This window comes from Microbacterium sp. H83 (assembly GCF_001650405.1).
Classification (GTDB): Bacteria; Actinomycetota; Actinomycetes; order Actinomycetales; family Microbacteriaceae; genus Microbacterium.
Map to the genome: position 1 here is coordinate 1 of NZ_LWCU01000020.1, position 25,640 is coordinate 25,640.

The following is a 25,640-nucleotide window of genomic DNA, read 5'->3' on the forward strand; positions in this document are numbered from 1 at the left end:
CCGTCACCGGTGGTGTGCCCCTCTTCGACGCCAACGACCCGTCGCTGAGCGCCCCCGGCGACATGCCGTCACGGATCGCGGCCACGAGGGAGCGCAGGTCTTCGAGCGACGCCGGGGCGGCACCGAGGGCCCGCGCCTGCACGAGCACGTTGCCGAGAGCGGTCGCCTCGACAGGGCCGGCGAGCACCGGCAGGCCGGTGCGGTCGGCCGTCGCCTGGCAGAGCAGACGGTTCAGCGAGCCGCCACCGACCAGATGGATGCTGTCGAGCTCGCGTCCGGACAGATCGGATGCCGTCTGCACGGCCTCCGCGAACACGGCGGCGATCGACTCGACGATGCTGCGCGCGAAGGCGGCGCGCGACGGGGGAGCGTCGGCACCGAGCAGCGCCGCGATCCGTGACGGCATGTCGCCGGGGGCGCTCAGCGACGGGTCGTTGGCGTCGAAGAGGGGCACACCACCGGTGACGGACGAGGCCTCGGCGAGCAGGGCGGGCAGGTCGATGGGGGCCCCGTCGTCCGTTTCCCACGCCCGCACGGTCTCGCTCAGCAGCCAGAGACCCGTGACGTTGTGGAGGAAGCGGAAGCGCCCGTCGACGCCGAGCTCGTGCGTGAAGTTCGCCTCGCGCGCGGCATCCGTCAGCACCGGCTCGACGAGCTCGACGCCCACGAGCCCCCAGGTGCCGCACGAGATGTACGCCGAATCCGGCGACGACAGCGGCACGGCGGCGACAGCGGATGCCGTGTCATGCGAGCCGACCGCGATCACGGGGAGGTCGGCGCCGATCCGCGACGCGATCTCCGCACGCAGGCGTCCGATCGTGGCGCCCGGGTCGACGAGAGTCGGCAGGATGCGGGAGGGGATGCCGAGACGGTCGGCGAGCTCGGTGTCCCACTCGCCCGATCCGACGCCCAGGAGACCCGTCGTCGAGGCGTTCGTGCGCTCGGCGACCGCGGTGCCGGTCAGCAGGTAGGCGATGAGATCGGGGATGAGCAGCGCCGCGTCGGCGTCGGCCGTCCGCTGATCGACTCGGTACTGGTAGAGCGTGTTGAACGGCAGGAACTGCAGACCGTTGCGCGCGTACAGCTCCGCGAAGGGAGCGATCGCGTGCACCTCGGCGACCCCGCGCTCGGTGCGCCCGTCGCGGTAGTGAAACGGCTCGGCGAGGAGCTCGCCGTCTTTCAGCAGGCCGTAGTCGACCGCCCAGGAGTCGATGCCGATGCTCTCGATCGAGGGCTCGCGGCGCACGGCCTCGGCGAGACCCAAGACGACATGCTCGTAAAGCGCTCCGAAGTCCCAGTGCAGGCCGTCCTCACGCTCGATCGGCCCGTTCGGGAATCGCGAGACGAGCTCGAGGTCGAGCAGGCCCTCGTCGATGCGGCCGATCATGACCCGCCCGCTCGTGGCGCCGAGGTCGACCGCCGCGACCGCGCGCATCGTCATCGCAGGAAGGCGGCGGCGACGCCGGAGTCGACGGGGATGTGCAACCCGGTCGTGCGGCTGAGCTCCGGTCCGGTGAGCACGAACACAGCGTCCGCGACGTTCTCGGGCACGACCTCGCGCTTGAGGATCGTGCGGTTCGCGTAGAACTGACCCAGGTCCTCCTCGGCGACGCCGTAGGTCGCGGCGCGGTTCGCGCCCCAGCCCGACGCGAAGATGCCCGAGCCGCGCACGACGCCGTCGGGGTTGATCCCGTTGACGCGGATGCCGAACTCGCCGAGCTCGACCGCGAGCAGCCGCACCTGGTGAGCCTGATCGGCCTTCGTCGCCGAGTACGCGATGTTGTTCGGCCCGGCGAAGACGGAGTTCTTCGACGAGATGTAGATGATGTCGCCGCCGAGCTTCTGGTCGATCAGCACGCGGGCGGCGGCCTTCGACACGAGGAACGAGCCCTTGGCCATGACGTCGTGCTGCAGGTCCCAGTCCTTCTCTGTGGTCTCCAGCAGCGGCTTCGACAGCGAGAGGCCGGCGTTGTTGACGACGAGGTCGATGCCGCCGAACGCCAGTACGGCATCGTTCAGCGCGGCCTGGATGGCGTCGGCATCCGCCACGTTCGCGGCAACGCCGATCGCGACGTCGGTGTTCCCCAGTTCGGCCGCGGCGGCCTGCGCCTTCTCGAGGTCGAGGTCGGCGATGACGACGCACGCGCCCTCGGCGGCGAGACGGGTGGCGATCGCCTTGCCGATGCCGGACGCGGCGCCGGTCACGAACGCGATGCGTCCCTGGTGCGACTTCGGCTTCGGCATCCGCTGCAGCTTCGCCTCCTCGAGCGCCCAGTACTCGATGCGGAACTTCTCGGCGTCGGAGATGGGGGAGTAGGTCGACAGCGCCTCGGCGCCGCGCATGACGTTGATCGCGTTGACGTAGAACTCGCCGGCGACGCGTGCGGTCTGCTTGTTCGCGCCGTACGAGAACATGCCGACGCCCGGCACGAGGACGATGAGCGGGTCGGCGCCGCGGATCGCCGGCGACTCGGCGGTCGCATGCGCGTCGTAGTACGCCTGGTAGTCGTCGCGGTACGCGGCGTGCAGCTCGTGCAGGCGCGCGATCTGCTCCGAGGCGGATGCCGTGACCGGCAGGTCGAGGATCAGCGGCTTGACCTTGGTGCGCAGGAAGTGGTCGGGGCAGCTCGTGCCGAGCGCGGCGAGCTCGGGCGCGCGCTCGGAGGCGAGGAAGTCGAGCACGACGTCGGAGTCGGTGAAGTGGCCGACCATCGGCTTGTCCGTCGACGCGATGCCGCGGATGGTGCCGGCGAGGGCAGCCGCGCGCTCGCGGCGCTCTGCCTCGGGCAGCGCCTCGAATCCGGCACGCACTCCACCGAACGGGTCGGCCTTTCCGTTCGCCTCGATGTACGCGGCGGCGGTGTCGATGATCCACAGCGAGTTCTGCTCGGACTCCTCCGAGGTGTCGCCCCACGCGGTGATGCCGTGGCCGCCGAGGATGCATCCGATCGCCTGCGGGTTCTTCGCCTTGATCTCGGCGATGTCGAGCCCGAGCTGGAAGCCGGGGCGACGCCACGGCACCCACACGACCCTGTCCCCGAAGATCGTCGAGGTGAGTGCCTCGCCGTCGGCGGCCGTCGCGATCGCGATGCCGGAGTCGGGGTGGAGGTGGTCGACGTGCGCGGCATCGACGAGGCCGTGCATCGCGGTGTCGATCGAGGGGGCGGCGCCGCCCTTGCCGTGCAGGCAGTAGTCGAACGCGGCGACCATCTCGTCCTCGCGGTCCAGGCCGGGGTAGACGTCGACGAGGGCGCGCATGCGGTCGAGGCGCAGCACCGCGAGACCCTGCTCGGTCAGCGTGCCCAGGTCGCCCCCGGAGCCCTTCACCCACAGCAGGTCGACGGGCTGACCGGTGACCGGGTCGGTCTCGGTGCCCTTGGCGGACGTGTTGCCGCCCGCGTAGTTCGTGTTCTTGGGGTCGGCGCCCAGGCGGTTCGACCGCTCGATGAGGGCGGCGGCGGTGGGGTTGGTCATGGCGGATCCTTGCGATCGGGGCGGATGTCGGAAGACGAGGAGGAGTGCGGGCGACGGACGGGGCCGAGGTCAGGCGCCCCAGCCGGCCTGCACGCCGCCCACTCGGTCGGCGGCGATCCTCTGCTGGTAGCCCGACTCGGCGAACGCCTTCATCGGGTCGGCAGCCAGGCCCCGCGATTCGCGCCACTCGGCCAGGGCGGGACGCACGTCGGTGTAGAACGCATCCATGAACACCGCGTTCGCGGCGAGGACGTCGCCCGACTTCTGCGCGGCGGTGAGCACGTCGCGGTCGACGAGCAGCGCGCGAGCCGTCATCTCCTGCACGTTGAGCACCGAGCGGATCTGGCCGGGAATCTTGTCCTCGACGTTGTGGCACTGGTCGAGCATGAACGCCACATCGGGGTTGTTGAGACCGCCGCCGCGGATGACCTCGAAGAGGATGCGGAACAGCTGGAACGGATCGGCCGCGCCCACAATCAGGTCGTCGTCGGCGTAGAAGCGCGAGTTGAAGTCGAACGAGCCGAGCTTCCCGAGGCGCAGGAGCTGCATGACGATGAACTCGATGTTCGTGCCGGGCGCGTGGTGCCCGGTGTCCAGGCACACCATCGCCTTGTCTCCGAGAGACGCGACCTGGGCGTAGGACGTTCCCCAGTCCGGGACATCGGTGTGGTAGAACGCCGGCTCGAAGAACTTGTACTCCAGCACGAGGCGCTGGTCGTCGCCGAGGCGCGCGTAGATCTGCTGGAGCGAGTCCTGCAGACGGTCCTGACGGCCGCGGAGGTCGGCCTGGCCGGGGTAGTTCGAGCCCTCGGCGAGCCAGATCTTGAGGTCGCGGCTGCCCGTGGCGTCCATGACGTCGATGCAGGCGAGGTGGTGGTCGATGGCCTTCCGGCGGATGGCGGCGTCCTCGTGTGTGAGCGCGCCGAACTTGTAGTCGTCGTCCTGGAAGGTGTTCGAGTTGATCGTGCCGAGCTCGACGCCCAGGTCCTCGGCGTGCTTGCGGAGATCGGAGAACGAGTCGACGAGGTCCCACGGGATGTGCAGCGCGACCGAGGGAGCGAGCGCGGTGTACGTGTGGACCTGCGCGGCATCCGCGATCTTCTCCCACGGGTCGCGCGGGGTTCCCGGGGTGCCGAAGACCTTGAAGCGCGTGCCGGAGTTGCCGAACGCCCAGCTGGGGAGCTCGATGCCCTGCTTCTCGAGGGTCGCGAGGTGATCGGGGGAGAGGATGCTCATGAGGCACTGCCTTCGGTCGTGGTGGTGGTGACGGATGCTGCGGGCTCGTCGGCGGCGGCGAGCTGGTCTTCGAGGTGGAAGACCTCGGTGAGCGGGGTGGCGGCCTGGTCCGGGCGGCCGTCGAGCCCCACGAAGAAGCGGCTCATCTCGGCCTCCCAGCGGGCCGCGACGGGAGATGCGGCGAGGTACGCCTGCGCGGCGGCGTCGTCATCGGTCTCGTAGACGCCGATGAGCGTGCCGCCCTGGCCGAGGAAGAGCGAGTAGTTGCGTCGGCCCGCCGCCGCGATCTCGGCGAGCATGTCGGATCGGACGGGCGAGTGGCGGGTGAGGTACTCGTCGAGCAGCTCGGGGCGCACCTGCAGCTGGAACGCGACGCGGGTCATCGGGATCTCTCTTCGTCGAGCGAGTTGAATCGTTTCATAGCGATGTTCTCAGAGTAGGCAGAGGGCGGAGCTCTGTCAAGCGAGCGCGGCAGTCGCCCGCCGCGGGCCGGCGACGCCGTCGGGGATGGCGAGCGGGGATCGGCGCCGGGGATGAGAAGGTTGTCAGTGGCGGACGAGCGGACGAGCGGAGGAGCGTCATGGCGGTAGGGGTGAAGGACGTCGCGGCCGCGGCCGGCGTCTCCGTCGGCACCGTCTCGAACGTGCTCAATCAGCCGGAGCGCGTCTCGGCCGGCACGGTCGAGCGCGTGCAGCGGGCGATCAGGGAGCTCGGCTTCGTGCGCAACGACGCGGCGCGACAGCTGCGCGCAGGTCGGAGCCGCAGCATCGGACTCGTGGTGCCCGACATCGGCAACCCCTTCTTCGCGGACGTCGCGCGAGGCGCCGAGGACCGGGCCGCGGATGCCGGGATGACGGTGCTGCTCGGCAACAGCGACGAGCGGGACGAGCGCCAGCAGGCGCACCTCGAGCTCTTCCAGGAGCAGCGGGTCAACGGCGTGCTGCTCACCCCGGCGTCCGACGACCTCGCCGCCGTGCATCGTTTCGCGGCCGGCGGGACGCCCGTGGTCCTCGTCGACCGCGAGATCGAGGAGGGTCTGCTGCCCTCCGTGTCGGTCGACGATGTGGAGGGCGGACGCCTCGCCGCGGAGCATCTGCTCGCCGGCGGTCGACGTCGCCTCGCCTTCGTCGGAGGACCGCCGTCGGTGCAGCAGGTCGCTGACCGTCTGCGCGGCGTGCAGGCCGCCGTCGCCGCGCATCCGGAGTCGTCGCTCGAGATCATCGAGCGACCGGCGCTCACGGTCCTCCAGGGGAGGGCGGCGGGGGAGGATCTCGCCCGGCGCGCCGAGGGCGAGCGTCCGGATGCCGTCTTCGCCGCCAACGACCTGCTCGCCGTGGGGCTGCTGCAGGCCTTCAGCTTCGTCTCGGGGATCCGCGTGCCGCAGGACATCGCGATGGTCGGATACGACGACATCGACTTCGCCTCCGCCACGATCGTCCCGCTCAGCTCGGTGCGCCAGCCCGCGCGGCTGCTCGGGTGGACCGGCGTCGACCTCCTGCTGAAGGAGCTCGACGGGGTGGAGCACGACCGACGCGTGCGCTTCCAGCCGGAGCTCGTCGTGCGCGAGTCGAGCGCCGTCGCGGAGTGACCTGCGGGGCCGCGTCGCGAGATCGCGGACCGGCCCGGTTCGTGCCTGCCGCCGCGACCCGTTATGATTGCAGGGTGCATCTGGTCTTCACGGAGCGGATGCCTGGAGACGTCGCATAGTCCGGCCGAGTGCACCACCCTGCTAAGGTGGAGTCCCCTCACGGGGACCAGGGGTTCAAATCCCCTCGTCTCCGCAGAGAAACCCCCGGTTCATCCGGGGGTTTTCGCGTATCCGGCGAGGTGCTCCGCAACATCGAGTGCGCGTGTGACCCCGGGTTACCCCTCGTGACGACCGAGCGGAATCGCCCTCCTGCGCCGACCTATGGTGCTGATGCGCCCGGCCCCAGGAGGCCCGGCCGTCCGCTGTCAGAGGAGCCGATCATCACCGCACACACGTCCGCGCCGAAGCCGCTCATCCTGAACCTCTTCGAGATGAACTGCGTGAGCCACATCACGCACGGCCTGTGGCGCCTGCCCCGCAACAACCGCGACCGGTACACCGACATCGGATACTGGACCGAGCTCGCCCGCACCGCGGAGCGCGGCGGCTTCGACGCGATCTTCATCGCCGATGTCGTCGGCGCGTACGACGTGTTCCGCGGAGGCCCCGCGGACGCGCTGCGCGAGGGGCTCCAGATCCCCAACAACGACCCGACGCTCGTGGTCCCGGCCATGGCCGCGGTGACCGAGCACCTCGGCTTCGGGATCACCTTCTCGACCAGCTACGAGCCGCCGTTCGCGTTCGCCCGCCGCATGAGCACCCTCGACCACCTGACGAAGGGGCGCGTGGCGTGGAACATCGTGACCTCGTATCTGCCCAACGCCGCGCGCAACTTCGGCCTGGCCGACGAGATCCCGCACGACGAGCGGTTCGCGATCGCGGAGGAGTACCTCGACGTCGTGTACAAGCTCTGGGAGGGGTCGTGGGACGACGACGCCGTGATCCGCGACCGCGAGGCCGGGGTGTACTCCGATCCCGAGAAGGTGCGGTACATCGACCACGAGGGCCCGTACTTCCGGGTCGCCGGGCCGCACCTGTCGGAGCCGAGCGCACAGCGCACCCCGGTGCTCTTCACGGCGACCGCCTCACCGGCCGGCATCGCCTTCGCCGGGCGGCACGCCGAAGCCGTGTTCACCGGTGTGCGGGGTGCCGAGGGGGCAGGACCCCTGCTCGATCGCTTCCGCGGTGCGGCCAGGGACAACGGCCGCGACGGCAGCGCACTGAAGATCGTCGTGCAAGCCGCCGTGATCGTCGCGCGGACGCAGGAGGAGGCCGAGCGCAAGGCGCAGGAGTACCGCGAGCACGCGAGCCTCATCGGCCGGTTCGTGCACGCGAGCCTGCCCTTCGATCCGACCGCCCACCCGACCGACCGCACGATCGCCGAGGCGCTCGCCGCCGAGGGTCTGCCCGCCGACACGCTGCCCCCGCAGCTCGTCTCGGGCACGATCGGCGACTTCATCGAGCGCTCCGGCTCGGAGCTCGAGCAGGACTTCTTCGCCGTCGGCACCCCCACGGTCGTCGTCGACGAGATCGAGCGCTGGCTCGACGAGGTGGGCATCGACGGGATCAACCTCCGGCAGTACCACAGCTACGACACCCTGCAGGATTTCGTCGAGCTCGTCGTGCCCGAGCTGCAGCGGCGCGGGCGACTGCGCACCGCGTACGTCCCCGGCGAGACGCTGCGCGAACGACTCACCGGCGGTGCGGCCCGACTCCCCGACGATCATCCCGCCGCGCGCTATCGCGGGGGAGTCGGGCTCGGGGGCACGCGGCCCGCGAACGCCCGTCTGATCGGGGCGTCGGCATGAGCGCGGCGGTGCAGGGCCTCACGGCGACGGACCAGACGGACAGGCTCGCCGTCGCGCGAGAGCGGTTCGGTCCGCTCTTCGCCGAGATCGCGGCCGGCGCGGCGAGGAGGGAGGCCGCGCGCGAGCTGCCGTTCGACGAGGTCCGGCGGCTCGCCGCCGCAGGCTTCGGTGCGGTGCGCCTCGACGAGGCCGACGGCGGGAGCGGACTGACCGCCGGCGAGCTCGTCGAGCTGCTCGTCGACCTCGGCGCCGCGGATGCCAACCTCCCTCAGCTCTGGCGCAACCACATCGCCTTCGTCGAGGACCGCCTCTGGCATCGCGAAGGAGGCGAGGACGACATCTGGATCGACCGGATCGGAGCCGGTGCCGTCATCGGCGGCGCGTGGTCGGAGCGGGCCACGGTCCCCGGAGCCCGGAGCGGCACGCGCTTCGACGAGTCCACCCGACCGTCGACCGTGCGCGGCACCAAGTACTACAGCACCGGCAGCCTCTACGCGGACTGGATCACGGTCACGGCCAAGACGGCCGACGGCGGCGACGTGCTCGTCGTCGTCGACGCGGCGGAGCCGGGGGTGGTGCGGCACGACGACTGGGGCGGCATCGGACAGCGATTCACGGCCAGCGGCACGACCGAGCTGCACGACGTCCCGGTGGCCGACGAGGCCGTGTTCCCGGAGGGCGGACGCTCGCCGCATCAGGAGACGATCTACCAGCTGGTGCTGGTCGCCGCGGTCGCGGGCGTGGCCATCGGAGCGCGTGACGACGGCGCGGCCGCGGTGCGAGCACGGGTGCGCAACTACCCGCAGGGCCTCGCGCCACTCCCGCGCGAGGACGCGATCGTGCAGGAGGCGATCGGGGGCGTCGCGGCAGCGGCGGCTGCGGCACGCGCGGTCGTCGTGCATGCGGCGCGGGAGCTCGACGCCGGCCTTCGCGCCCTCGGCGAGCTTCGCGCGGGCGGAGCGGACGCCGGCCCCGGCGACGAGCGGAGCAGCGCTCTGCTCCATCCGGCCGCCGTCGCCACGTACGAGGCTCAGATCGTGACCGCCGACGCCGCGCTGCGCGCGTCGACCGAGCTGTTCGACGCCCTCGGCTCGTCGGCCGTCGAGCAGGCGGCCGGCCTCGATCGGCACTGGCGGAACGCGCGCACCCTGATCTCGCACAACCCGCGCGGGTACAAGGCGCGCCTGCTCGGCGACTGGTACGTCAACGGCGCCGACCCCGACCCGTGGGCGGCACGGCACGAGCCCCTTCCCGACCCCGCGGAGCACGGCACAGCCGCGTCCGAGGATGCAAGCGCCGGCTCGGCGATCGACACGGAGCGTCATGTGACGTCACCGATCGACGATCCCCGACTCCGCCTGTAACGGCATGCGCGCGGTCGGCGCGTCGACCCGCAGGATGGTCAACCACACGGGCTCGGCACGAGCCGTGTCACCCGCACACACCAGCATCAGGAGTAGCCGCATGTCCCGATACACCGCTCGACGAGTCAGACTCGCCGCCGCAGCCGTCGCCGCGCTCAGCATCGCGCTCGCCGGCTGCTCCGCCCAGCCGGCATCCACGGATGCCGAGGGCGGATCGCTCACCTACCTCGACGCGGAGATCCCCACGTCCGCGAAGGTCCAGGAGTCGGGCACCTGGCAGACCAGGGCCCTGCAGCAGAACATCACGGACCGGCTGGTCTACCGCAACCCCGACACGAACGAGCTCGAGCCGTGGATCGCGGAGTCGTGGACGGTCAGCCCCGACGGACGGACGTACACGTTCGTGATCCGCGACGGCGTGACGTACAGCGACGGGACCGCTCTCGACGCCTCGAGCGTCGCCAAGAACCTGGAATGGCAGTCCTCCGGGGACGAGGAGGCCGGCACCACGCCGAACGCCCAGTTCCCGTCGGGGCTCGCCGCGGCAGCCGACGACGCCGCCCGGACGGTGACCGTGACGCTTCCCGAGCCGTACGCCCCGTTCCTCAACGTGCTCACCGGATGGGGGTCCGGTCTCGTCGCGGACGCGACGATCGACGCCAGCAAGGAGGACCAATCGGAGTTCGTGAACCTGATCGGCAGCGGCCCCTTCGTCGTCACCTCCGAGACCTACGGCAAGGAGATCGTCCTCGAGCGCCGCGACGGCTACGCCTGGGCGCCGGAGAGCTCCCCGAACCAGGGGGAGGCGCACCTGGCGACGATCACCGTGATCCCGGTGCAGGAGGACAGCGTCCGGCTCGGCACGCTGAAGTCCGGCGAGGCGGACGTCATCCGCTACGTCCAGCCGAGCGAGGAGAAGGGCCTCGAGGACGCCGGGTACACCATCGTCTCGAAGACGGGTGTGGGTCTCAGCAATCAGTGGTTCCTGCGCCCCGGCGCCCCGCACTTCGACGACATCCAGGTGCGGAAGGCGCTGCTGCACGCCATCGACCGCGAGCAGATCATCGAGACGCAGTACACCGAGAGCTGGACGCCCGCGACCTCCGTGCTCGCCCCCGACACCTTCGGCTACGTCGACGAATCGGCGAAGTTCGCCTACGACCCCGACGAGGCGAACCGGCTGCTCGACGCCGCCGGCTGGACCGAGCGCGACGATGACGGCTATCGCACGAAGGGCGGGGAGCGCTTGACCCTCAAGACCTACCTCGACGTGTACGACAACACCGCCAAGAGCCTGTTCCAGCAGATCCAGAACCAGTTCAAGGACGTCGGGATCGAGCTGGCGCTCAACGAGCTCGACTACTCGAGCTACTGGGCGACGGCGTTCGCCGACCCCGAGGTCGGACCGCTCCGGGTCGGCTGGCCCCACCCGGACGCGTCGAAGGGCCTCAGCGAGTACTACGGCTCGGCCGGCTCGGACCTCCTCGGCCTCGCCGGGTCGGACCAGACGCTGCAGTCGCTGCTCGACTCCCAGTACGCCGCGACCGATGATGCCGCGCGCGCGCAGATCCTCGGACAGATCCAGGATCACCTGATCGACCAGGCCTACGTCGTGCCGATCCTGAACGACAGCCAGGTCTACGTCACCCAGGAGCGCGTGAAGGGCTTCCGCCTGACCGACGGCGCGCTTCCGGAGTTCTACAACGCCTCGATCGAGGACTGATCGACCGGGAGGGCGTCGCCCCGCGCGACGTCCTCCCCGGCGGATCCCCGACGGCCGCAAGGAGGCCCGCATGCAGTACCGCACCTACGTCGTCCGACGCGTCGCCCAGGCGCTGCTCGTGATCGCGCTCGTTTACACGCTCGTGTTCTTCGCGCTGTTCGTCCTCCCCGGCGATCCGATCGAGAACAAGCTCATCAGCCCGCTCAACCCGCTGCCGCCCTCCGCGGCCGAGGCGCTGCGCGCCTACTACCACTTCGATCTCTCGCCGATCGAGCAGTTCGTGCTCGCGGTCGGCCGGCTGTTCCAGGGCGATCTCGGGTTCTCGCTCGTCAGCAATCGGCCCGTGACCGACCTCGTCGCGCAGGGGCTGTCCGACACGATCGTGCTCGCGGCCATCGCCTTCGTCTTCACGATCGTGATCGCGCTGGGCACGGCGCTCATCGCCGTCTATGCGCCGTGGAAGCCGGTGCGCAGCTTCGCGAGCGCGCTCCCCATCGCATCGATCTCCGCCCCGAGCTTCCTCATCGGATTCGTCCTGCTCACGATCTTCTCGTTCCAGCTCGGCTGGGTCTCGTCCGTGCGCGACGAGGGGTTCGTGTCCTACGTCCTCCCGGCGCTCACGCTCGCCCTCGCCGTCAACGGACCGCTGTCCCAGGTCCTCATCCAGGGTCTGCGCAAGGCGGCGGACGAGCCGTTCGTGACCGTGCTCCGCGCCAAGGGGCGCAGCGAGACCCGGATCGCGCTCGGGCACGTGCTCAAGAACGGCGCGATCCCCTCGATCACGATGCTCGCGCTCATCGTCGGCGAGCTGCTGGCCGGAGCGGTCATCGTGGAGGCGGTGTTCACCCGCACGGGCCTGGGGTTCATCACCTACGAGAGCGTCCGCGATCAGGACACCCCGGTCGTGCTCGCGGTCGTGATCCTCATCTCCGGCATCTACGTCGGCATCAACCTCCTCACCGATCTGCTCTACCCGATCCTCGACCCCCGCATCGTCGGCCCCGGTCGCTCGACGACCGCGACCCGGCGTCGGCGGACCGCATCGTCGCGCCGCCGCGGACGTCCGCTCGACCCGTCGCCCACCCCCTCCGTCACGAAGGCGAGCGTCCTCGCATGACCGTCGCACTCGACCGGCCCCGTGCCTCCGTCCACGACCCCGGGTTCGCCGAACCGGGCGCCGTCCGCCGCCTCCTCGCCCGCCTCGGCGTCGGCGACGTGCTGGCGATCCTCGTCCTCGCGCTCGTCGTGCTCTCGGTCGTCGCGCCGGGGCTGCTCGCGCCGTACGACCCGCTCGCACCGGACGATGCGAACCCCCTTGCCACGCCGTCGGCCGCGCACTGGTTCGGCACCGACTACCTGGGCCGCGACCTGCTGTCGCGGATCGTGCACGGCACCGGCCGCACGCTCCTCGGCTCGGCCGTCGCCGTGCTCATCGGACTCGGAGTGGGGACGTTCCTCGGTCTGATCGCCGCGTCGTTCGGCGGCGTCGTCGATGCGGTGATCAGCCGGATCGTCGACGTCCTCCTGTCGATCCCCGGGCTCCTGCTCGCGATGGTCGTCATCGTCGCGCTGGGCTTCGGCACCCTGAACGCCGCCGTCGCGGTCGGCATCTCCTCGATCGCGGCCTTCACTCGCATCATGCGCTCCGAGGTGCTGACCGTGAAGGACCTGCCGTTCGTCGAGGCGAGTCATCATCTCGGCGGCTCCCGCCTTCACGTCCTCGTGCGGCACGTGCTCCCGAACTCCTACTCCGCGGTGCTCTCGCTGACCGCGCTGCAGTTCGGACTGGCCATCATCTGGATCTCGGGCCTCAGCTTCCTCGGATACGGCGCCCCGCCGCCCGAGCCCGAGTGGGGGCTCCTCGTCTCGGAGGGACGCCAGTACGTGGTCTCCTCTCCCTGGCTCGTCATCGTGCCGGGACTCGTGATCGGCGTCACGGTCCTCGCGATCAGCCGCCTCAGCCAGCTCTCCCGTGGAAGGACCGCCGCATGACCGCCACCGCCTACCCCCACCTCATCCAGGCACACGGCCGGCAGGCGGCACAGGGGCTCCACGCCGTCTCGGACAGACCGCTGCCCCTGGTCGTCGACTCCCTCGCGGTCGGGTACACGGTGCCCGGCTCGCGGAGGCCGCGCGCGAGCGTGCACGAGATCTCCTTCGAGGTGGGCCGCGGCGAGACGGTCGCGCTCGTCGGCCAGTCCGGTTCGGGCAAGAGCACGATCGCGCGTGCGGTCGCGGGCCTGCTGCCGGTCAACGGTCGCGTCACGGCCGGCCGCATCGAGGTCGCGGGACACGACGTGGCGCGGAGGTCGAGCCGTCAGTGGCTCCCGCTGCGCGGAACGACTCTGGGATTCGTGCCGCAGGATCCACTCAGCTCGCTGGACCCGCTGCAGCGCATCGGGACCCAGATCGCACAGGCCGTGGCCGTGTCCGGAGACGTCGCGAAGGCCGACGTTCCGGCGAGAGTCGTCGAGCTGCTCGAGCACGTCGGCATCCGCGACGCCGCCTCGCGCGTCCGCGCGTATCCCCACCAGCTCTCCGGCGGCCAGCTGCAGCGCGTGCTCATCGCGATCGCCATCGCCGCGCGGCCGCAGCTGCTCATCGCCGACGAGCCCACATCGGCCCTCGACGTGACCGTGCAGCGCCGCATCCTCGATCTGCTCGACGGGCTGCGCGACGAGCTGGGGCTCGGGATCCTGTTCATCACGCACGATCTCGCCCTCGCCCAGGAGCGCAGCGACGCGATCGTCGTGCTGCAGGACGGCGAGATCCGCGAGCAGGGGAGGGCGGAGGACGTGCTGCACGACCCGCGGCATCCGTACACGGTGCGCCTCCTCTCGGACTCGCCCGCATCCTCGCCGCTGCGGTATCGGGAGCGCATCGCGCGCAGCGCCGCACGCGCCGAGTCGTCCGGAGACGGCGGGGCGCGGACCGCCGTGGTCGAGATCGCGCGAGTCTCCAAGCGGTACGGGCGCGACCCGGAGGCGCCGAAGGCGCTGGACGACGCCTCGCTCACGCTGCGCCGCGGCAGCATCCACGCCCTGGTCGGCGAGTCCGGCTCGGGCAAGTCGACGCTCGCGCGCATCGCCGCCGGGCTCGCGTCGTTCGACGACGGCACCGTGACCGTCGCGGGCCGCGATCTGCCGCGCACGCCGCCGGTCGCGAACCCCTACGCCCGCCAGCTGCAGCTCGTCTACCAGAACCCGCTCTCGGCCGTGGATCCCCGGTCGACGATCCGCCAGATCATCGAGGAGCCGCTGCGCATCCACGGCGTGCGCTCGGCGGCGGAGAGGCGACGGCGGGTGGGCGAGATCATCGGCCAGGTGGCGCTGCCGGCGAGCTCGCTCGGACGACGGGCGCGGGAGGTGTCGGGGGGACAGCGTCAGCGTGTGGCGCTCGCGCGGACGCTCGTGCTCGCGCCGTCCGTGCTCGTGCTCGACGAGCCGACCTCCGCTCTCGACGTGTCGGTGCAGGCGCAGGTGATCGAGCTGCTGCTCGACCTCCGCGACGAGCACGGTCTGAGCTACCTGTTCATCTCCCACGACCTCGGCCTCATCCGCCAGATCGCCGACGAGGTGACGGTGCTCTCCCACGGTCGGACGGTCGAGACCGGCTCCGCGGCCGAGGTGCTCGAGCACCCGCGGCACGAGTACACGCGAGAGCTCCTCGACGCCGTGCCCCGGTTCGACACGACGCGATTCGACACGACACGGCTCGGCGCGGAGAGGCTCGAGCGGGTCGGGTGAGCGCGGTGAGACGCGCGGCTCCGCGACGGCGCGTCAGCCCGACCGGTCGAACGCGCGTCAGCCCGATCGGTCGAACGCGCGTCAGCTCAATCGGTCGAACGCGTCCTGGATGGCGACGGCCGCCGCGCCTCGCGCCCAGCCGGTGAAGCCGCTGTCGTCGATGTGCAGGCGCACCTCGGAGGCGCGGGGGTCGCGCGATTCCACCACCGTCGCCCGCACGGTCTGCTCGGCGACGTCGAAGAGTCGCATCCCCTCGCCGGCCAGCACGACATCGGAGTAGAGGGTGAGGTTCGCCGCGAGGGCGATGAGACGGCCGAGGGCTCGTGCGCTGGAGTCGATGATCGAGCTCGCCGCCGGGTCGCCCGATCGGGCGAGGTCGAGCACCTCGTCGTACGTGAGGGGGCGGCCGAGGGCCATGCTCGCCTGCGCGGCGATCGAGCCCGAGGTGAGCATCGCCTGGGAGCAGCCGCGATGCCCCTCCTGGCAGATGGGTCCGTGCGGATCGAGGGGGATGTGGCCGCCGAGCCCGATGCCGGCGTCGGGAGTGCGCACGACGGCGCCGCCGGCGACCACGCCGTATCCGACGCCGGCGCCGATCGTGATGACCGCGAAGCCGTCGATGCCCCGACCTGCGCCGAACCATCGCTCCGCCTCGGTGAGCGCGATCAGGTCGTTCTCGACGCGCACGGGCAGCCCGGTCGACCGGTGCAGCATGTCGCCGAACGGGACGTCGGTCCACCCCAGGAAGGATGCCCACTCGACGACCGAGCCGTCGCTGATGCCGCCGAGGCTCACGCCGATGCCGACTGCAGGAGCGCCCGTCGCCACGACCCGGTCGATCGCCCGCTCGACGGCGGTCAGCACGAGGGCGGGATCGTGAGAGTCCAGCGCGGTCACGTGCTCGTCGAGCAGACGGGCGCGCACATCCGTCGCGACCGCGTACACGTGCTCGCCCGTGATCTTCACGCCGACGAAGGTACCCAGGTCGGGTGAGATCTCGAGTGGACGCGACGGTCGGCCCACGCCCTCGGCGACATCGTCGAGCTCGACGAGGATGCCGCGGTCGACGAAGGGGCGCGTCAGTCGCGTGAGGCTCGCGGGGGAGAGGCCGAGACGGCCGGCCAGCGCGGTGCGCGAGATCGGTCCGTGGATGAGCACGGTCTTCGCGACGGCGACTTCGCTGTCGGACATCCTGCCACCCTTCGGTTTCTTTCATCATGGCATATATGGGCGCGAGATCGGGGCGGGTTCTCCGTCTTGACTCCCTAATTAATTCCATGATAAAAACAATCCATGAATTCCAATGACGTGAGCTTCGAGTCGGCGGTCGACCAGGACGCCCGGTCCGCCGAGGTGCTGCACCTCCGCGCCGGCGGCACCAGCGTCGTCGTGTCGATGACCTCCCCGCCCTCGATCGTGCACTGGGGAGAGGACCTCGGCGAGACCGACTCCGCCGCTCTGCACGGACTCGCGCTCGCCGCGATGCCGCAGCGCGTGTCCGGAGGCCTCGACGTCACGCCGGTGCTCTCCGTTCTCCCGACGCCCGCCCACGGATGGCTGGGAACCCCCGGCATCGAGGGGCACCGCGACGGCAACGGAGTGAGCATCCGCTGGACGGTCTCCGGCGTCGACGCCACCGCGGACTCCGCTCGCATCTCGCTGACCGATGACGAAGGCCGCCTCGCCGCGACCCTGGAGCTGCGGGTGGGCGCCGGGGGACTCTTCCATCAGCGCGTCACGCTGCGCAACAGCGGCCGGAGCGCCTACACCGTGCAGCGTCTCACCGCCGCGTTCCCCGTGCCCTGGGACGCCACCGAGGTGCTCGACACCACCGGGCGCCACCTGCGCGAGCGCTCGCCGCAGCGCCACGACTTCACGTTCGGCAGCTACAGCCGCGACAGCCGCCGCGGCCGCCCCGGCGCCGACGCGACCCTGCTGCTGTGCGCCGGCCGACCCGGCTTCGGCTTCGAGACCGGACGCGTCCACGGCATCCACGTCGCCTGGAGCGGGAACCACACGATGCTCGCCGAGCGCGTCGTCACGGGCGAGGCGTTCCTGGCCGGCGGCGAGCTCTACGGCGCGGGAGAGATCACGATCGAGCCCGGATCCGCGCTGACCACCCCGTGGGTCATCGGATCCTGGGGCGACGGCCTGAACGAGCTGTCCTGGCGGTTCCACGACGAGCTGCGTGCGCGACCGCAGCACCCCGCACGTCCGCGCCCGGTGACCCTCAACACCTGGGAGGCCGTGTACTTCGATCACGACCTCACCCGCCTCACCGATCTCGCCGACGCCGCGGCGGAGGTCGGGATCGAGCGCTTCGTGCTCGACGACGGCTGGTTCCGCGGACGCCGCGACGACACGTCGGGTCTCGGCGACTGGCACGTGGACGAGACGGTGTGGCCGGAGGGACTGCACCCCCTCGTCGACCACGTGCGCGCACGGGGCATGGAGTTCGGCCTGTGGGTCGAGCCCGAGATGGTCAATCCCGACAGCGACGTCGCGCGCGAGCATCCGGACTGGATCCTGCGGACCCGCGTCGAGCTCCCGCCGTCGGCCCGCCAGCAGCAGGTGCTCAATCTCGCCCACCCCGACGCGTACGCGTACATCGCCGCCAGGCTCCATGCGCTGCTCGACGAGTACCCGATCGCGTACCTGAAGTGGGACCACAACCGCGACCTCGTCGACGCCGGACGCGGGCCGGGCGCCGGTGCGCTCGTGCACGAGCACACGCTCGCCGCATACCGACTGCTCGACGAGCTCGAGGCGCAGCACCCCGGGCTCGAGATCGAGAGCTGCGCGTCGGGCGGCGCCCGTGTCGACCTCGGCATCCTCGACCGCACCGACCGCATCTGGACCAGCGACTGCCTCGATCCGCTCGAGCGTCTCTCGATCCAGCGCCACACGGGTCTGCTCGTCCCGCCGGAGCTGATGGGCGCTCACATCACCAGTGAGACCGTGCACTCCACGGGGCGCGTCACCGACCTCGACCTCAGCGCCGCGGTCGCCCTGATCGGCCACTATGGCATCGAGCGGGACATCTCCGTCGCGGACGCCGACGACCGCCGCCGGATCGCCGCATGGGTCGCCTTCGCGAAGCGTGTGCGTCCTCTCGTGGCGACCGGTCGCGTCGTGCACGTGGATGGCACGGACGACGGGATCGACGTGCGCGGGATCGTCGCCGCCGACGCGTCGGAGGCCGTCTTCACGATCACGCAGGAGGCGACGTCGATCGCCTATCCCGCCGGTCGCGTGCGGTTCCCCGGGCTGGAGCCGGCCCGAGCCTACGCGGTCCAGGTCGTCGCCCCCGCGGGCGCTCGTCCCGACGCCGCACAGTCCGAGCTGCTCTGGGCGCAGCACGGGATCGTCCTCACCGGCCGCCAGCTCGCGGTGACCGGCATCCGCCCACCCGTCCAGCACCCCGGTCGCGCGACCGTGGTGGAGATCGTCACCGCAGACTGACCCGGCGCCGGTCCCACCGGCAGGGCGACGCGCAAGGAGGCGCAGCCTCGGCTCTTCGGTGTTACACCAAACGGTTGAGTGTTACACTGGAGCATGCCCACCGCACACCAGCGCACCAACATCACGCACACCCCCCAGGTGGTGCGCGCGCTCGATGTGGCCCGCCGCGGATGGCCGGATGAACCTCGTGACAGCGCCCTCATCCTGCATCTGCTCGACGAGGGCGCCAGGGTCGTCGAGGCCAGGACGGCCGACGCCGAGGTGGAGAGGCTGGCGCGACTGCATCGCATCGCGGGGCGACGCAGCGCGCTGTACCCCGTCGGCTATCTCGACGACCTCCGCAGCGAGTGGGACGAGTGATCGTCCTCGACGCCGGTGTCGTGATCGCCGTGCTCAACGGTCGGGATGAGCACCATGCCGCTGCCGTGGCGTTGCTCGAGAAGCATCCGCCGACATACCTCATGCATCCGCTCACGCTCGCCGAGGTTCTGGTCGGACCGGCCATCGCCGGTCAGGAGGGCGCCGTGCTGGACGATCTGCGGGCCCTCGGGATCGAACAGGCGGATCTCGGAGGCGACGAGGCCCTCGACCTCGCGAGACTTCGCGCTGCCCACCGGCTCAAGATGCCCGACACGTGCGTCCTCGCGACGGCCGGACACCATCGCGTGGCGCTCGCCACGTTCGATCACCGCCTCGCGAGGGTCGCCGGGGAGCTCGAGCTCCTCGTCGACTGAGCGGCGGGGCGCTCGATCACGATCACCTCGATCACGCGATACCCGGCTGCCGTGAGGGGCGGATCTGGAACCGCCGGCTCGGGATCCGAGAGTCGCTGCGCGAGATGGATCGGCACGTTCGGTGGCGCTGCTGCGCTGGACGACGGACGCGGCTCAGTCCCGCTCGACGGCCGTGCGGGCCAGGACCAGTCCCGCGACGATGCCGCCGATGCCGCCGAACGCCATGTCGCCGATCGTGTCCTCGTAGGCGACGAAGATCTCGTCGCTGACGAAGGCCCAGCCCAGCCACTCGATCATCTCCCAGACGGCGCTGATCGCGAGAGCGATGAGCGGCAGCAGGACGAGCGGCGTCCGTCTCGGTCCGTCGCGGGTGATCGCCACGACCCGGGAGCGGGTCAGCATCGTCGCGACGAGGATCGCGAGCACACCCGTGCAGGCGAAGTGCAGCAGCAGATCCCAGCCCGGGATCGCGGTGTAGAGGCCCAGGACGTTGCTCCAGGCCGCGGCGAGCACGGTGATGCCCAGCGACACGTCGAACCAGGCACGCAGACCGAGGATCCGCGGCGCGACGACCGCGGGCAGGGCCAGCGCGGCGATCCCGGCGTCGGTGGGCCGGAACGCGATCGCCGCCACGGCCACGCCGATCACGCCGAGCACGCGCACGGCATCCGCCGCCCACTCCCCGGCAGACCGCGGCGGCCGCAGGAAGTCCGCCTTCGCGCGGGCTGGCGGGGAGGGGCGGGCGATCTCGTCGGTGGATGTCAATGCGGACCGATCCTGCGCGCCTCGGCGACGTCCGCGCGGATGCCCTCTCGCGAGGGCTCGCCGTGCCCGGAGAGCACCAGGTTCGCGTCGGTCTGCGCCAGCACGTCGAGCGAGTGCATGGCCTCGTCGCTGTCGGCGGTGGCGGCGCGCGCGACGATCTGCGCCCCGGATCTGCCCGTGTACGGATCGAGCGTGACCAGCGCGTCCCCGGAGATCAGCACCCCTCGGTCCTCCAGCAGATACGCGCAGTGTCCGTCGGTGTGACCCGGAGTCCAGAGCGCGAGCGGTGAGCCGGGGGCGTCGACGGGCCGCCCGTGCGAGACCCGCGCCGACGCCTCGACGCCCTTCACCGTCAGAGCGCCGTCCGCGGCCATCCGCGTGATGACGGGGATGCCGCGGGGATGACCCAGCACGTACGGCAGGCGCGGCGAGGCCGGGCGGTATCGATACGGATGCCGCGCGAGTGTCGCGTCGCCGGCGTGCACCAGCACGGATGCGCCGGCCCCGCGCACCCGTCGCGCCATCCCGACGTGGTCGAAGTGGCCGTGGGTCAGGACCAGCGCGTCGATGTCGGACGTGGTCGCCCCCAGGTGCGCCAGGAGGTCGTCGAGCGGACGCCTCATGCCGGGCAGTCCGGCGTCGAACAGCGTGAGTCCGTCGGGAGTGCGCCACAGGTAGCAGTTCACATCCGCGACGCAGATGCGGAAGAGATCCGCGTCGACCTCCGACCATGCGCGGGTCGTGGCTGAGGGGGTCATGCTCCGACGCTAGGAACGGCTGCGGGGAACGGAGAGGGGATTGACAACGGGCGCGGCGGATGCGAGCCGCGGCGCCGTTCGCGACGGGCGCGTTCTCCCACAGAAGTCCACCTCGCGCAAGCCCCACTTCTCATCCGCACTCTCGCAGTACACCGGTAATCCCACCGAGCGAGACGCTCGGTTCCGACCGAAGGAGAGACCATGTCAGACGGCAACATCGCCGCAAGCGGCGGCTCACCCCACGACGCCACCGGCGGCTCCTATGACGCGAGCGCCGGCTCGACGGATGCGGGTGGAGCGTCCCCCACGATGGAGGATGCGAAGCACGAGGCGGCCGAGCTCACGGACACGGCGACCGGCGCGGCGAAGGACGTCGCAGGCACCGCGAAGGACGAGGCCGCGTCCGTCGCCCGCGAGACCAAGGCCCAGGCCCAGGACCTCTTCGAGCAGGGCAGACAGGAGTTCAGCGACCAGGCGTCGAAGCAGCAGCAGCGCCTCGCCGCGGGCCTCGACTCCCTGGGGAGCGAGCTGAGCACGATGGCACGGTCCTCGGACGGCTCCGGCATCGCGAGCGACCTCGTGCAGAAGGCGTCCGACCGCATCGCCGGAGCGGCCTCGTGGCTCGGCAGCCGGGAGCCGTCCGGCGTCCTCCAGGACGTGAAGGCGTTCGCCCGGCGACGCCCTGGCGCCTTCATCGGGGCGGCTCTGCTCGCCGGCATCGCGGCGGGTCGGCTCACGCGCGCGCTCGCCGCCAACGCCAAGGAGTCCTCGGGATCGTCGGGTTCCACTCCGGCCCTCACCAGCGGTGCATCGTCTCAGGGAGCCTCTGCTCCTGTCGGCGGAGCCGTGCCGGTGAGCACCGTCACGCCGCCGCCCCCGGCGCCGTACGAGACGCCGGTGTTCACGGAGTCGGCTTCCCGCCTGGGCAGCCCCGGACAGGGGGTGGCAGATGAGCGACCAGACACCCTCTGAGGAGCGCGCCGCGTCGACCTCCCTGGGTGAGCTGCTCGGCGAGGTCACTCGCGATCTCTCGACGCTGATGCGCCAGGAGATCGCCCTGGCCAAAGCCGAGCTCAAGGAGTCGGCGACGACATCCGCCAAGGGCGTGGGGATGCTGGGTGGAGCCGGCTACGCCGCATCCATGGCCGTGCTCTTCCTGTCCATCGCCCTGTGGGCCGTGCTCGCCACGCTCGTCGGCGGGGGCTGGTCCGGCGTGATCGTCGCGATCATCTGGCTGATCATCGCGGCCATCCTGTTCGTGGTCGGCAGGAACCAGACGAAGAAGGTGAAGGGGGCTCCGCAGACCGTGGAGACGCTGCAGGAGATCCCCTCGGCATTCAAGCGAAATGAGGAGAACCGATGAGTGATTCAGCAGATGCGATCCGGGCCGACATCGAGCGGACGAGAGGGGAGCTCGGTCTCGACGTCGACGCGCTCGCCGACAAGGTCACGCCGTCGAAGATCGCCCAGCGTCAGGCGGACAAGGTGCGCGGAGTCTTCGGCTCCGTCCGCGAACGGGTGATGGGGGCGGCGGACGACGCCTCGTCCTCGGCCTCCGGGCTCGCGCACAGCGCCGGAGACGCAGCCCACCAGGTGAAGGCCAAGGCGGAGGGCGCGCCCCTCGCGGTCGGTCTCATCGCGTTCGGGGCGGGGCTGCTCATCTCGGCGCTCATCCCCGCGTCGCGCAAGGAGAAGGAGCTGGCCGAGTCGGTGAGGGATGCCGCGCAGCCGCTGGTGGACCAGGTGTCCGACGTCGCGAAGGAGGTCGCCGGCGACCTGAAGGAACCCGCGCAGGAGGCGGTCGCCGCCGTGCAGGATCGGGCCGCCGAGGCTGTGGGCACGGTGAAGGAGGAGGCGTCCGGCGCCGCCGACACCGTCAAGGATCAGGCCCAGCAGGCCAGGGAGAACGTCAGCGGCAGCTGACGTCGATGGGGGCGGGAGGGATCCCGCCCCATCCCACCCACCCCGACCGACGGCCCGCGCGAAGGAGCGATCCCATGCCGCAGCAGGCGACATCCCCCTCGGAGCACGATGCTCCGCACCCTGAGGACGACCACAAGCCGGACACCCCGGCTCAGCTCGAGAGGCGGTCGTGGAAGTACATCCTCGTCAAGACCGTCCGCGAGTTCACGGCTGACCAGTGCGTGGACGCCGCGGCCGGGCTCACCTACTACGCGGTGCTGTCGCTGTTCCCCGCCCTCATCGCGATCTTCTCCCTGCTCGGCCTGTTCGGCCAGGAGGGGGCCGCTTCCGATGCGGTGATCGGCATCCTCGCGGACGTCGCCCCGGCGGATACCGTCGAGGCCCTTCGCGGACCGCTCGAGCAGCTCTCGAACGCTCCCGGGGCGGGCTTCGCTCTCGTGTCCGGAATCCTGCTCGCGCTCTGGTCGGCCTCGGGCTACGTGGGCGCGTTCAGCCGCGCGATGAACCGCATCTACGAGATCGAGGAGGGGCGGCCGTTCTGGAAGCTGCGTCCGATGCAGCTCCTCGTCACCATCATCACCGTGGTGGCCCTGACCGTCGCCGCCGTCGCGCTCGTGCTCTCCGGTGACATCGCCCGGTCGATCGGCGACGCGATCGGCGTCGGCGAGTCGGTCGCCGTGGTGTGGAGCATCGTGCGCTGGCCGCTCCTGGTCTTCCTCGTCATCTTCCTCGTCGCGGTGCTGTACTACGCCACGCCGAACGCGAAGCAGCCGAAGTTCCGGTGGATCAGCCTGGGCGCCGTGATCGCGATCGTCGTCCTCGCGATCGCGACGGTCGGATTCGTGCTGTACGTGACCAACTTCTCGAACTACGAGCGCACCTACGGCTCGCTCGCGGGCGTGATCGTCTTCCTCCTCTGGCTCTGGATCGCGAACCTCGCGCTGCTCTTCGGCGCGGAGTTCGATGCGGAGCTCGAGCGCGGTCGGCAGCTGCAGGCCGGGATCGCGGCGGAGGAGGACATCCAGCTGCCGCCCCGCGACACCCGTCAGAGCGACAAGCGGGCCGAGAAGGAGGAGAAGGACATCGCGGAAGGTCGACGGATCCGCCAGGATCAGGATTCTCCCGATCAGCAGCGGAGCGACTCCTGACGGCGGATGCCGGGTCGACGCCGCGGAGGGCGGTGTGCACGCGCGTGCACACCGCCCTCCGGCGTCCGGGCCGCCCGATCAGCCGACGGCCGGAGCGATCTCGTTCGGAGTGACGTCGAGCTCGACGCTCCTCACGACCTCTCCGGTCGTGAGGTCGACCGCGTGCACGCTGTTCGCCGCGGGCTCGGTGACGTACGCGATGTCGCCCGCGACGACGATCATCCGCGCCGGATCCGTCCAGAAGTGCGAGTCGGGCATGCCGACGGCGTCGCCCTCCCCGTACTCGCGCACGTCGATCGCGTCGCCGGCCACGAACGTCGGGACCTCCGTCGCGCTCGCCGCGTCGAGGTGCTGCTGCAGCCCCTCCTCGAGTCCGAGTCCGTTCGAGACGAGGAGGTCGGCGGTGCGCAGCGTCGCGGCCTCCTGCGCCGAGATCTCGAACGAGTGGGGGTCGGCGTTCGGCTTCATCAGCGTCACCACCCGCGCCTGCTCGCCGACGAGCTCGCCGACGACGTCGCCGAGGATGTTCGTCGACACGACGACGAGCGGTCGATCGTCGGTCGGAGCCGTGCAGGCGGCGAGGCCGCTCGCGGCGATCGTGCAGAGTGCGAGGGCGGCGAGCGTCCGTCGAGCGCGGGCAGCAGCAGCGCACGCTGCTCGCGCAGGGCCTGGTGCGCGAGGCCGACCTGGTGCTGCTCGATGAGCCGACGACGGGCCTCGATGCGGGGAGCCGGCACCGCATCCGCCAGATCATGCGCGAGGAGGCTGCGCGAGGCGCCGCCGTCGTCTGCGTCTCGCATGACGACGACGTGATCGCCGCCGCCGATCACGTCATCCGGCTCGAGGAGGGCCGGGTCGCCGCCGAGCAGGTCGCGCCTCGGTAGAGTTCGGAGCATGGCTGCGACGACGGTGCTGTTCATCGGTGGAACCGGAATCATCTCCTCGGCGGCGAGTGCGCTCGCCGCCGAGCGGGGCATGGAGGTGACGCTCCTGAATCGAGGGCAGTCGCGCCGAGCGCCCGCCGAGGGCGTCGAGGTGCTCACCGCAGACGTCTCGGATGCCGCGGCGGTCGACGCGGCGCTCGCCGGACGCGAGTTCGACGTCGTCGCCGACATGATCGCGTTCACCCCCGACCAGGTGCAGCGCGACATCGATCGCTTCGAGGGCCGCACCGGGCAGTACGTGTTCATCAGCTCGGCGTCCGCCTACCAGAAGCCGGTGTCCCGCCTGCCGATCACCGAGTCGACGCCGCTGCGCAACCCGTTCTGGCAGTACTCGCGCGACAAGATCGCGTGTGAGGACCTGCTCGCGGCGGCCTACCGCGAACGCGGCTTCCCCGTCACCGTGCTCCGGCCGTCGCACACGTACGACGAGTGGACGATCCCGGCCTTCGGCGGGTGGACGGCGATCGACCGCATCCGCCGTGGTCAGGAGATCGTGGTGCACGGCGACGGCACGTCGCTGTGGACCCTCACGCACTCCCGCGACTTCGCCGTCGGCTTCGTCGGTCTCCTCGGGAACCCGCTCGCCGTCGGCGACACCTTCCAGATCACCGGCGACTTCGTCTACACCTGGAACGAGATCTACGGCATCCTCGGTCGGGCGGCGGGAGCGGAGCCTCGTATCCGCTACGCGACGAGCGCCGCGATCGAGGCGCTGGCGCCGGATCATGCCGGTCAGCTCACCGGCGACATGGCGCACTCAGTGGTGTTCGACAACACGAAGATCCGGCGCCTCGTGCCGGACTTCGCTCCGGTCGTGCCACTGCACATCGCGGCGCGCGAGATCATCGAGCACCACGACGCTCACCCCGAGCTGCAGCAGGTCGACCCCGCCATGAACGCCCTCTTCGACCGGCTGCTCGCCTGAGCTCACCGCCGGTCGGCCGGGAGTCATGACCGGAGCTCGCTG

The 25,640-nt window shown here is 70.9% G+C and carries 24 protein-coding genes and 1 tRNA gene; 17 read left to right on the plus strand and 8 right to left on the minus strand.

The annotated features are described in order from the left end of the window. The 4 genes from A4X16_RS09495 to A4X16_RS09510 form a co-directional block, all read right to left on the minus strand. On the minus strand, positions 1-1,441 hold a 1,441-nt coding region (locus A4X16_RS09495; RefSeq protein ID WP_157560071.1), incomplete at its 3' end, for a rhamnulokinase. Then, complete coding sequence (locus A4X16_RS09500; RefSeq protein WP_067119880.1) at positions 1,438-3,474, minus strand: bifunctional rhamnulose-1-phosphate aldolase/short-chain dehydrogenase; 2,037 nt, start codon at positions 3,472-3,474, stop codon at positions 1,438-1,440. The genes A4X16_RS09495 and A4X16_RS09500, both read right to left, overlap by 4 nt. A 69-nt stretch (positions 3,475-3,543) precedes the next feature. Further along, entirely contained in the window at positions 3,544-4,710 is a 1,167-nt protein-coding gene (gene rhaI, locus A4X16_RS09505; protein ID WP_067119883.1) for an L-rhamnose isomerase, read from the minus strand. Next, positions 4,707-5,093 carry an L-rhamnose mutarotase gene (locus tag A4X16_RS09510; RefSeq protein WP_067119886.1) on the minus strand — a complete coding sequence of 129 codons (387 nt, stop codon included), beginning with the start codon at positions 5,091-5,093 and terminating at the stop codon, positions 4,707-4,709. The genes rhaI and A4X16_RS09510 overlap by 4 nt, the downstream gene beginning before the upstream one ends. A 197-nt stretch (positions 5,094-5,290) precedes the next feature. Between A4X16_RS09510 and A4X16_RS09515 the strand changes: the two genes are divergently transcribed. The 8 genes from A4X16_RS09515 (at position 5,291) to A4X16_RS09550 (ending at position 14,939) form a co-directional block, all read left to right on the plus strand. Beyond that, positions 5,291-6,298 (plus strand): LacI family DNA-binding transcriptional regulator, encoded by a 1,008-nt coding sequence (locus A4X16_RS09515; RefSeq protein ID WP_067119889.1) that lies wholly within the window; start codon positions 5,291-5,293, stop codon positions 6,296-6,298. Between the two features lie 104 nt (positions 6,299-6,402). Further along, positions 6,403-6,491: transfer RNA gene (locus A4X16_RS09520), tRNA-Ser, on the plus strand. A gap of 223 nt (positions 6,492-6,714) precedes the next feature. Then, the gene (locus A4X16_RS09525) at positions 6,715-8,106 is read left to right on the plus strand and encodes an LLM class flavin-dependent oxidoreductase (protein WP_269454903.1); all 1,392 of its coding nucleotides are present in this window, start codon (positions 6,715-6,717) and stop codon (positions 8,104-8,106) included. Beyond that, complete coding sequence (locus A4X16_RS09530; protein WP_067119892.1) at positions 8,103-9,470, plus strand: acyl-CoA dehydrogenase family protein; 1,368 nt, start codon at positions 8,103-8,105, stop codon at positions 9,468-9,470. Before A4X16_RS09525 ends, A4X16_RS09530 begins: the two co-directional genes overlap by 4 nt. Before the next feature lie 100 nt (positions 9,471-9,570). Then, positions 9,571-11,193 carry an ABC transporter substrate-binding protein gene (locus A4X16_RS09535; protein WP_082914388.1) on the plus strand — a complete coding sequence of 541 codons (1,623 nt, stop codon included), beginning with the start codon at positions 9,571-9,573 and terminating at the stop codon, positions 11,191-11,193. A gap of 70 nt (positions 11,194-11,263) precedes the next feature. Then, positions 11,264-12,310, plus strand: coding sequence for an ABC transporter permease (locus tag A4X16_RS09540; protein ID WP_067119895.1), 1,047 nt, complete (start codon positions 11,264-11,266; stop codon positions 12,308-12,310). Continuing rightward, the gene (locus tag A4X16_RS09545) at positions 12,307-13,185 is read left to right on the plus strand and encodes an ABC transporter permease (protein WP_067119899.1); all 879 of its coding nucleotides are present in this window, start codon (positions 12,307-12,309) and stop codon (positions 13,183-13,185) included. The genes A4X16_RS09540 and A4X16_RS09545 overlap by 4 nt, the downstream gene beginning before the upstream one ends. Continuing rightward, positions 13,182-14,939: a dipeptide ABC transporter ATP-binding protein gene (locus A4X16_RS09550; protein WP_067119901.1), complete on the plus strand. Its 1,758-nt coding sequence runs from the start codon at positions 13,182-13,184 to the stop codon at positions 14,937-14,939. The genes A4X16_RS09545 and A4X16_RS09550 overlap by 4 nt, the downstream gene beginning before the upstream one ends. An 81-nt stretch (positions 14,940-15,020) precedes the next feature. On the opposite strand, the gene A4X16_RS09555 is transcribed toward A4X16_RS09550, so the two are convergent. Further along, entirely contained in the window at positions 15,021-16,130 is a 1,110-nt protein-coding gene (locus tag A4X16_RS09555; RefSeq protein ID WP_067119903.1) for an ROK family protein, read from the minus strand. A gap of 102 nt (positions 16,131-16,232) precedes the next feature. Here A4X16_RS09555 and A4X16_RS09560 point away from each other — a divergent pair, with 102 nt between their 5' ends. From A4X16_RS09560 to A4X16_RS09570, 3 genes are all read left to right on the plus strand, one after another. Further along, on the plus strand, positions 16,233-18,401 hold the full coding sequence (locus A4X16_RS09560) for an alpha-galactosidase (protein WP_067119904.1): 2,169 nt from the start codon (positions 16,233-16,235) through the stop codon (positions 18,399-18,401). A gap of 93 nt (positions 18,402-18,494) precedes the next feature. After that, positions 18,495-18,761, plus strand: a complete 267-nt coding sequence (locus tag A4X16_RS09565) for a hypothetical protein (RefSeq protein ID WP_067119906.1) — start codon at positions 18,495-18,497, stop codon at positions 18,759-18,761. Beyond that, positions 18,758-19,135 carry a type II toxin-antitoxin system VapC family toxin gene (locus A4X16_RS09570; protein ID WP_067119909.1) on the plus strand — a complete coding sequence of 126 codons (378 nt, stop codon included), beginning with the start codon at positions 18,758-18,760 and terminating at the stop codon, positions 19,133-19,135. Before A4X16_RS09565 ends, A4X16_RS09570 begins: the two co-directional genes overlap by 4 nt. A 153-nt stretch (positions 19,136-19,288) precedes the next feature. Here A4X16_RS09570 and A4X16_RS09575 read toward each other — a convergent pair whose 3' ends face one another. Together A4X16_RS09575 and A4X16_RS09580 are read right to left on the minus strand one after the other, a co-directional pair. Next, positions 19,289-19,900: a DUF2238 domain-containing protein gene (locus A4X16_RS09575; RefSeq protein WP_231880322.1), complete on the minus strand. Its 612-nt coding sequence runs from the start codon at positions 19,898-19,900 to the stop codon at positions 19,289-19,291. Further along, positions 19,897-20,658 carry an MBL fold metallo-hydrolase gene (locus tag A4X16_RS09580; protein WP_067119910.1) on the minus strand — a complete coding sequence of 254 codons (762 nt, stop codon included), beginning with the start codon at positions 20,656-20,658 and terminating at the stop codon, positions 19,897-19,899. The genes A4X16_RS09575 and A4X16_RS09580 overlap by 4 nt, the downstream gene beginning before the upstream one ends. A gap of 201 nt (positions 20,659-20,859) precedes the next feature. On the opposite strand from A4X16_RS09580, the gene A4X16_RS17815 reads away from it, so the two are divergent. From A4X16_RS17815 to A4X16_RS09600, 4 genes are all read left to right on the plus strand, one after another. After that, the gene (locus A4X16_RS17815) at positions 20,860-21,630 is read left to right on the plus strand and encodes a hypothetical protein (protein ID WP_067119911.1); all 771 of its coding nucleotides are present in this window, start codon (positions 20,860-20,862) and stop codon (positions 21,628-21,630) included. Beyond that, entirely contained in the window at positions 21,608-22,021 is a 414-nt protein-coding gene (locus tag A4X16_RS09590; RefSeq protein WP_067119912.1) for a phage holin family protein, read from the plus strand. The genes A4X16_RS17815 and A4X16_RS09590 overlap by 23 nt, the downstream gene beginning before the upstream one ends. Then, on the plus strand, positions 22,018-22,581 hold the full coding sequence (locus tag A4X16_RS09595; RefSeq protein WP_067119913.1) for a DUF3618 domain-containing protein: 564 nt from the start codon (positions 22,018-22,020) through the stop codon (positions 22,579-22,581). Before A4X16_RS09590 ends, A4X16_RS09595 begins: the two co-directional genes overlap by 4 nt. 74 nt (positions 22,582-22,655) lie before the next feature. Beyond that, complete coding sequence (locus A4X16_RS09600; RefSeq protein WP_067119916.1) at positions 22,656-23,729, plus strand: YihY/virulence factor BrkB family protein; 1,074 nt, start codon at positions 22,656-22,658, stop codon at positions 23,727-23,729. A 78-nt stretch (positions 23,730-23,807) separates the two neighbouring features. On the opposite strand, the gene A4X16_RS09605 is transcribed toward A4X16_RS09600, so the two are convergent. Next, entirely contained in the window at positions 23,808-24,266 is a 459-nt protein-coding gene (locus A4X16_RS09605; protein ID WP_231880323.1) for a metal ABC transporter solute-binding protein, Zn/Mn family, read from the minus strand. 68 nt (positions 24,267-24,334) lie between these two features. Here A4X16_RS09605 and A4X16_RS09610 point away from each other — a divergent pair, with 68 nt between their 5' ends. After that, positions 24,335-24,613 (plus strand): AAA family ATPase, encoded by a 279-nt coding sequence (locus A4X16_RS09610; RefSeq protein ID WP_067119920.1) that lies wholly within the window; start codon positions 24,335-24,337, stop codon positions 24,611-24,613. A gap of 10 nt (positions 24,614-24,623) precedes the next feature. Continuing rightward, positions 24,624-25,598: an NAD-dependent epimerase/dehydratase family protein gene (locus A4X16_RS09615; protein WP_067119923.1), complete on the plus strand. Its 975-nt coding sequence runs from the start codon at positions 24,624-24,626 to the stop codon at positions 25,596-25,598. The last annotated feature ends 42 nt before the right edge of the window (positions 25,599-25,640 follow it).